Below are 8,059 nucleotides of genomic sequence, written 5' to 3'. Positions count from 1 at the left end.
GCGACCCGGATCGAGCCGGGGCAGGAGGTCCGCGTCCCGCCCTTGCCCGACGCGGCCCCTGCGCCCGCCGCCCCGCGCCTGCGGGAAACCGACGCCGAGATGATCCGGGCCGCCGTCCTGTGGAAGGACGAGCATATCATCGCGATCAACAAGCCGCCGGGCCTGCCCTCGCAGGGCGGCTCGAGGCAGGGCGAGCGTCACGTGGACGGCCTCAGCCCCGCGCTGATGTTCGGCTACAAGGAAAAGCCGAAGCTGGTGCATCGGCTGGACAAGGACACCTCGGGTGTATTGCTGCTGGCGCGCACCGACCGGGTGGCGCGGCGGCTGTCCGAGGCCTTCCGGGCGCGGACCACCCGCAAGATCTACTGGGCCGCCGTCGCGGGCGTGCCGAGCCCCAAGATGGGCACGGTCCGCTTCGGGCTGGTCAAGGCGTTGGGCCATGGGCGCGGCGGCGAGGGCGAGAAGATGATCTGCGTCCACCCGGCCCGCGTGGACCAGACCGAAGGGGCCAAGCGCGCGACCACGGATTACGCCGTGCTGGACAGTCTTGGCACCCGTGTGTCCTGGGCCGCGCTGGTGCCTGTCACCGGGCGAACGCACCAGTTGCGGGCGCATATGGCCGAACTCGGCCACCCGATCATCGGCGACGGCAAATATGGCGGCTCGGGGCAGGAGAACCTGGGCGACGGCTGGGGCGCGCAGCTTGGCGGAGAGATCAGCCGCAAGCTGCATCTGCATGCCCGCAGCATCAGCTTCGACCATCCGATCACCGGCAAGCGCATCACCCTGACCGCGCCCCTGCCCGAGCACATGGCGCGGACTTGGAAGACCCTGGGCTGGCACGAGAGTGACGTGCCCGCCGATCCGTTCGAGGACGCATGAAGCTGGTCATCTGGGACATCGACGGCACGCTGGTGGACAGCCACGCGATGATCATGGATGCAATGGCCGCCGGCATGGCTGCTGCCGGGCTGCCGGAGCTGCCGCATCGCACGGTCAGCGGCATCGTCGGCCTGTCGCTGCCGGTGGCGGTGGAAACCCTGCTGCCCGGCCATGACCCGGCTATCCATGACACCGTGGCCGAGGGCTATCGGGTACATTATTCCGCCGCGCGGGCGCAGGCGGAATCGCCGCTGTTTCCCGGCGCGCGGAACTGCCTCGACCGGCTGGCCGCGCGGGACGACCTGCTGATGGCGGTGGCCACGGGCAAGTCGCGGCGGGGGCTGGACGCGCTGCTGTCCGCTCATGGGCTGGAGCAGTATTTCACCGCCACCCATTGCGCCGACGGTCATCCGTCAAAGCCGGCGCCGGGGATGATCCTGTCCTGCCTGAATGACAGCGGGGCGCAGCCGGAACGCGCGGTGATGGTCGGGGACACCAGCTTCGACATCCTCATGGCGGGGAATGCCGGCATCAAGGCCTTCGGCGTCGCCTGGGGCCATCATCCCGCAAATGACCTGACCGCGGCGGGGGCGCTGGCCGTCGCCCGCGACTTTTCCGAACTTTCCCAACTGATCGAGGAATGGGCAGCATGAGCGAATGGCAGGCCCGCCGTTTCTGGACGGAAAGCGCCGTCGAGCCCGTCCCCGGCGGGTATGAGGTGCGGCTGGACGGCCGCCCCCTGCGCACCCCCGGCAAGCTGCCGCTGGTGCTGCCGACCCGCGCGCTGGCGCTGGCGGTGGCCGCGGAATGGGACGCGCAGGTGGACGTGATCGACCCCGGCGCGATGCCGCTGACGCGGGCTGCAAATTCCGCCATCGAGCGCGTCGCGCCGCAGTTCGACGCCGTGGCCGACATGCTGGCCGAATACGGCGGCACCGATCTTCTGTGCTACCGGGCCGAGCATCCGGTCGAACTGGTTGTGCAGCAGGCGGAAGGCTGGAATCCCCTGCTGGACTGGGCGCGGTCCGACCTGCAGGCATCGCTGCAGGTGACGCAGGGCGTGATCCCGGTCGCGCAGGACCCGGCCTGCCTGTCCCGACTGCGGGACCGGCTGGACGCCCTGAGCCATTGGGAACTGACGGCGCTGCATGACCTGGTGACGCTGTCGGGCTCGCTCGTCCTCGGGCTTGCGGTGCTGGGGCGGCGGCTGCAGGCGGACGAGGCGCACCGGCTTTCCCGCATCGACGAGGAGCATCAGGCCGCCATCTGGGGCCGCGACGAGGAAGCCGACCTTGCCGCCGAGGGGCGGCTTCAGGCGCTGCGCAACGCCGCGCGGCTGCTGGCGCTGCTGGCGGCCGCGGACGCGGCGTCGGAAACGGACCCCGCGCCTGACGCTTGACGCACGCGTTGCGACCGGCAGTATGACGTTCAGGCCGAGCGCGTCAGGCGCGTCCCGGCAGGCGGACCGCTCAACGGCGCCGCGGAACCGTGCCGGGCGCAGATCCGGCGGACAACAGAGAGGAACTTCATGCGACACACGGCTTTCCTGGCCACGGTAGCCGCCGCGGCGCTGTCCGCAGGCACGGCGATGGCGGCCGAGGGCGACACCCTCGCGCAGGTCAAGCAGCGCGACGTGCTGAACTGCGGCGTCAACACCGGCCTTGTCGGCTTTGCCGCGCCGGATGCGAACGGCAACTGGTCGGGCTTCGACATCGCGATCTGCCGGGCGGTCGCCGCCGCCGTGCTGGGCGACCCCGCCAAGGTGAAATACATCCCCACCACCGGGCAGACCCGCTTCACCGCGCTGACCTCGGGCGAGGTGGACCTGCTGGCGCGGAACTCGACCTGGACCTTCCAGCGCGACACCGACCTCAAGATGGATTTCGCGGGGGTGAACTACTACGACGGGCAGGGCTTCATGGTCCGTCAGGATCTCGGCGTCAGCTCGGCCACCGAACTGGAAGGCGCGACGATCTGCATCCAGACCGGCACCTCGACGGAACTGAACCTGGCCGACTGGTTCAAGGCCAACAACATGACCTACCAGCCGGTCAACATCGATTCGAACGCCGAGGGCGAGCAGCAGTACATGGCGGGCGCCTGCGACGCCTATACCACCGACGCATCCGGCCTTGCCGCGACCCGCGCGGCCTTCGCCGATCCCGACAACCACATCATCCTGCCCGAGATCATCTCGAAGGAGCCGCTGGCCCCTGCCGTCCGCCACGGCGACAACAACTGGGGCGACATCGTCCGCTGGACGCTTTACGCGCTGATCTCGGCCGAGGAATACGGCGTGACCTCGGCCAATCTGGACGAGTTGTCGCGGTCCTCGACCAACCCGGACGTGCAGCGGATGCTGGGCGCGACCGACGATTACGGCGCGATGCTGGGGCTGGACAAGGAATGGGCCAAGCGCGCCATCGCCGCCTCTGGCAACTACGGCGAGATCTTCGCCGCCAACATCGGCGAACAGACCCCCATCGGGCTGCCGCGGGGCTTGAACGCCCTGTGGACGCAGGGCGGCCTGATGTACGCGATGCCGTTCCGCTGACGACCCCGGAACCCCGCCCTGCCGTATCCGCAGGGCGGGGTTCTTCGTTCCGGCTGAACGATGCACCCGCGGCCGAGGTGGACGCAAAGATCCGCCCGGCCCAACTGGGAGAAATACATGGCGCCTGCACCCGGGGCAGGGCAGTCCTTCCGACTGTCCATGCTGATCTACGACCGCCATTACCGCGCCCTGCTGATCCAGGCGCTGGTGTTCATCCTCGTGATGTCCGTTGCGGCATGGCTGGTGAACAACACGGTCCAGAACCTCGCCCGCATGGGCAAGACCTTCGACTTCGGCTTTCTGACCAACCGTTCGGGCTATGACATCCCCTTCAGCCTGATCGCTTACGATTCGAACTCGACCCATCTGCGGGCGGCGATGGTGGGCCTGCTGAACACGCTGCTGGTTTCGGCGCTGGGCTGCGTGATCGCCACGGTGCTGGGCGTCACCGCGGGGGTGCTGCGGCTGTCGCGGAACTGGCTCGTCTCGAAGCTGATGACGGTCTATGTGGAAATCTTCCGCAACGTGCCGCTGCTGCTGTGGATCCTCGTGATCCTTGCGCTGTTCACCGAGGTGATGCCCACCCCCCGCGATTACCGCGCGGCCGGGGACGGGACAGCCAATGCCGAGATGATCCTGTTCGGCACCGTCGCGCCCACGAATCGCTATACCGCCGTCCCCGCCGTGGTGGCGGAACGCGACCCCGGCCCCGTGTCGATCCTGGGCGTCCAGATCGACGCGATGGTGGTGGCCTTCGCCGTCGCGCTGCTGTCGGCATGGCTCATCAACCGCTGGCTGCGGAACCGCGCGCAGTATCTGCAGGACACCACCGGGCGGCGGCCCGTGACCTGGTGGATCACGCTGGCGCTGTTCGTGGCGCCGCTGCTGGGGCTGATCCAGCTTTTCGGCATCCACCTGGTCGCGCCGGAACTGCGGGGCTTCAACTTCGCGGGCGGCATGAACCTCGACAACGGCTTCGTGGTGCTGCTGCTGGCGCTGTCGCTTTACACCGGCGCCTTCATCGCCGAGATCGTGCGCGCCGGCATCATGGCCGTCAGCCGCGGCCAGACCGAGGCCGCGGCGGCGCTGGGGATGCGCGCCCGCCCGATCATGGCGCTGGTGGTGCTGCCGCAGGCGCTGCGGGTCATCATCCCGCCGCTGATCTCGCAGTTCCTGAACCTGACCAAGAACAGCTCGCTGGCAATCGCGGTGGGCTATCCCGACCTGCGCGCGACGCTGGGCGGCACCACGCTGAACCAGACCGGGCGGGAAATGGAATCGATGATCCTGATGATGGGGATCTATCTGGCGATCAGCCTGATCGTCTCGGCGGTGATGAACCTCTACAATTCCCGCGTCCGGCTGAAGGAGCGCTGAGATGAGCGAAGCCCACGCCGAAACCGTCCCCTTTGTCCGCGGCACCATGCTGCCGCCGACCCCTCCCCCCGCGCGGCAGTCGGGCGTGGTGCTGTGGCTGCGCGAGAACCTGTTTTCCGGGCCGCTGAACATCCTGCTGACTCTGGCCGGGCTGGCAGTTGTATGGAGCATCGTCTCGCATCTGTGGCCGTGGTTCGCCAATTCCGTCTGGAACGCATCCAGCATCGGCGAGTGCCGCCAGATCATCGCCGAACGCGACGGCCCCGGCGCGACCGGCGCCTGCTTCGCCATCATCCGCGAACGCTGGAACCAGTTCATCTTCGGCTTCTACCCGGCCGAGCATTACTGGCGCCCGACCGCCGCCTTCGCGCTGCTGCTGTTCGCGGTGGCGCCCATCCTGTTTTCCGAAAGCCGACGGCTGCGCTGGACGGTGCTGGCGCTGGCCGCGGTCCTCGGCTTTGCGGCCTGCGTCGCGCTGGGCACGCCCGCGCGGCCCCTGCTGGTCATCGCCGCCGCCTTCATCGCCCTGACGGCGCTGATCGAATATGCGCCGGGCCGGGCGCTGGTCTTCAGCCTGCTTTACCCTTTCCTCGCGGTCTGGCTGCTCTGGGGCGGGCCGATCTGGAACCCGCTCGCGGTTCTGGCGGGATTCGTCCTAGCCCTCATCATCTGGCGGACGGCCGGGCGCTTCGGCGCCGGGCTGGTCGGGCTGGCGCTGGGGGTCGTGGCGGCGGTCTGGTGGTGGACAGCACTTGGCCCCCGGGTGGCGGCGGACCTGCAGGCGCTTCTGCCGCTGGCGCTGGCCCCGGTCGAATCGCGGTCCTTCGGCGGCTTCCTGCTGGCGCTGACCATCGGCGTCTCGGGCATCGTCATGTCGCTGCCGCTGGGGATCATCCTCGCGCTTGCCCGCCAGTCGAACCTGCCGGTGGTCAAGATGCTGGCGGTGATGTTCATCGAGTTCATCCGCGGCGTGCCGCTGATCACGCTGCTGTTCGTGGCCTCGATCCTGCTGAACTACTTCCTGCCGCCGGGCACGAATTTCGACATCATCCTGCGGGTCATCATCATGGTGACGCTGTTCGCGAGCGCCTATATGGCCGAGGTGATCCGCGGGGGCCTCGCCGCCCTGCCGCGCGGGCAATACGAAGGGGCGGATTCTCTGGGCCTGACCTACTGGCAGGCGCAGCGGCTGATCATCCTGCCGCAGGCGCTGAAGATTTCCATCCCCGGCATCGTCGGCACCTTCATCGGCGTCTTCAAGGACACGACGCTGGTGACTTTCGTGGGCCTTTTCGACCCGCTGAAGCAGATGGCCGACACGATCAGGGCAACCTTCGCCTGGAAGGGCGCCTATTGGGAGCCGTATGTCTTCACCGGCACCATCTTCTTCATCCTCTGCTTCGCCATGTCCCGATACGCGATGTATCTGGAACGGCGGCTCAAGACCGATCACCGCTGAGGGGCTGTTTATGACCGACCTGAACACCCAACCCCGCTCCGTCCCCGCAATGGGGTCCGAGATCGCCGTCCAGATCGAGGGTCTGAACAAGTGGTACGGCACCTTCCATGTCCTGCGCGACATCGACCTGACCGTGCGGCGGGGCGAGCGGATCGTGATCGCCGGGCCGTCGGGATCGGGGAAATCGACGCTGATCCGCTGCATCAACCAGCTTGAGGAACACCAGTCCGGCCGCATCACCGTGGACGGGGTGGAGCTTACCAACGACATCAAGAACATCGACAAGATCCGGTCCGAGGTCGGGATGGTGTTCCAGCACTTCAACCTCTTCCCGCATTTGACCGTGCTGGAGAACTGCACTCTCGCCCCCATCTGGGTCCGCAAGGTGCCCCGGCGCGAGGCCGAGGAGATCGCCATGCATTTCCTGCGCGAAGTCCGCATCCCCGACCAGGCGCACAAGTATCCGGGCCAGCTTTCCGGCGGCCAGCAGCAGCGGGTGGCCATCGCCCGATCCCTGTGCATGAGGCCCAAGATCATGCTCTTCGACGAGCCGACCAGCGCCCTTGACCCCGAGATGATCAAGGAGGTGCTGGACACCATGATCGAGCTGGCCGAGGGCGGCATGACCATGCTCTGCGTCACCCACGAGATGGGCTTTGCCCAGGCCGTGGCGCATCGGGTGATCTTCATGGACCAGGGCCAGATCGTCGAGGAGAACACCCCGCGCGAGTTTTTCAACAATCCGCAATCCGAGCGCACCAAGCTGTTCCTCAGCCAGATTCTGGGGCATTGAGGAACAAAACAACGCGCGTGGGGGTGATCGAATGAACCAGATGTATCTGCTGCTGCTCGGCCTTCTGGGCGTCGCCGCCATCGGCAGCCTTCTGTCCAGCGACGACGACGAGGAATTCGACCAGGGCGAGGAGCTGCCCGACATTCCCGTCCGGGACGGCACCGACGATTCCGAGACGCTCACCGGCACCGGCGGGGCCGAGATCATCCGCGCCTTCCGGGGCGACGACACCATCGACGCGGGGGCCGGCGACGACTGGATCTACGGGGGGCTGGGCGATGACACGGTCATCGCCGATGCCGGGGACGACCGCGTCTTCCTGGGCAGGGGCGACGATCTTTATGGCGAGCGCGGCAGCACCGCCGATGACGGCGACGACACCATCGAGGGCGGCAGCGGCAAGGACACCATCCATGCGGGCGGGGGCGACGACCTGATCCTGCCGGGCGATGACGACAATGACGACGACGTGCTGAACGGCGGTCCCGGCTCGGACACGATCCGGGGTGGCGAGGGCGATGACCTCATCGGCGCCGATGACATTCTGGACGGCGATCCCGACTTCTACTACGGCGACAAGGGCAGCGACACGATCTGGCTCGGGGACGGCGATTACGCCGAAGGGGGCGACGGCCGCGACGACTATCTGCTGACGGCGGGCCTGGGCGCCTCGACCATCGCCTATGGATCGGCGGACCGGATCACCGTGAACTACGAGGGCACCGGGGATGATCCGCCCGAGGTCCGGGTGGTGCAGTCGGGCGCGGACGCCCATCTGGTCGTGGACGGCGATGTTCTGGCGATCCTCAAGGACACCGACGCCGCGGCGGTGGACGAGATCGAGCTGAAGGCATCGGGCAGCGCGGCCGGCGCCGCCACGGGTGCCGTCGTCGGCGGTCCCGCGGGTTCAGGTCCGGGATCTGCTGTGGGACCGGCAAACTAGGACATGGGCCTGCGCCCTTGGCAGGAACGACGGCCCGCCGCATCGGCGGGC

At 67.9% G+C, this 8,059-nt stretch carries 8 protein-coding genes; all 8 read left to right on the top strand.

Annotation, left to right across the window (positions count from 1 at the left end):
- A partial coding sequence (locus Q4F04_RS06795; protein WP_303369079.1) for an RluA family pseudouridine synthase occupies window positions 1-882 on the top strand: 882 nt, incomplete at its 5' end.
- The gene (locus Q4F04_RS06790; RefSeq protein ID WP_303369078.1) at window positions 879-1,535 is read left to right on the top strand and encodes an HAD-IA family hydrolase; all 657 of its coding nucleotides are present in this window, start codon (window positions 879-881) and stop codon (window positions 1,533-1,535) included. The genes Q4F04_RS06795 and Q4F04_RS06790, both read left to right, overlap by 4 nt.
- A complete protein-coding gene (locus Q4F04_RS06785; RefSeq protein WP_303369077.1) occupies window positions 1,532-2,281 on the top strand; it encodes an ATP12 family chaperone protein in 750 nt (249 codons plus the stop codon). The genes Q4F04_RS06790 and Q4F04_RS06785 overlap by 4 nt, the downstream gene beginning before the upstream one ends.
- Window positions 2,282-2,410: 129 nt before the next feature.
- Entirely contained in the window at window positions 2,411-3,436 is a 1,026-nt protein-coding gene (locus Q4F04_RS06780; RefSeq protein ID WP_303369076.1) for an amino acid ABC transporter substrate-binding protein, read from the top strand.
- A 117-nt stretch (window positions 3,437-3,553) separates the two neighbouring features.
- Entirely contained in the window at window positions 3,554-4,813 is a 1,260-nt protein-coding gene (locus Q4F04_RS06775; RefSeq protein WP_303369075.1) for an amino acid ABC transporter permease, read from the top strand.
- A 1-nt stretch (window position 4,814) separates the two neighbouring features.
- Entirely contained in the window at window positions 4,815-6,272 is a 1,458-nt protein-coding gene (locus tag Q4F04_RS06770; RefSeq protein WP_303369074.1) for an amino acid ABC transporter permease, read from the top strand.
- A 10-nt stretch (window positions 6,273-6,282) separates the two neighbouring features.
- Window positions 6,283-7,065, top strand: coding sequence for an amino acid ABC transporter ATP-binding protein (locus Q4F04_RS06765; protein WP_303369073.1), 783 nt, complete (start codon window positions 6,283-6,285; stop codon window positions 7,063-7,065).
- A 40-nt stretch (window positions 7,066-7,105) separates the two neighbouring features.
- The gene (locus Q4F04_RS06760) at window positions 7,106-8,008 is read left to right on the top strand and encodes a calcium-binding protein (protein ID WP_303369072.1); all 903 of its coding nucleotides are present in this window, start codon (window positions 7,106-7,108) and stop codon (window positions 8,006-8,008) included.
- Window positions 8,009-8,059: the final 51 nt, after the last annotated feature.

Origin of the sequence: Paracoccus sp. (in: a-proteobacteria) (assembly GCF_030536915.1) — a bacterium.
In the GTDB taxonomy this organism is placed as follows: domain Bacteria; phylum Pseudomonadota; class Alphaproteobacteria; order Rhodobacterales; family Rhodobacteraceae; genus Paracoccus.
This window is presented reverse-complemented; position numbering and strand designations above follow the sequence as displayed.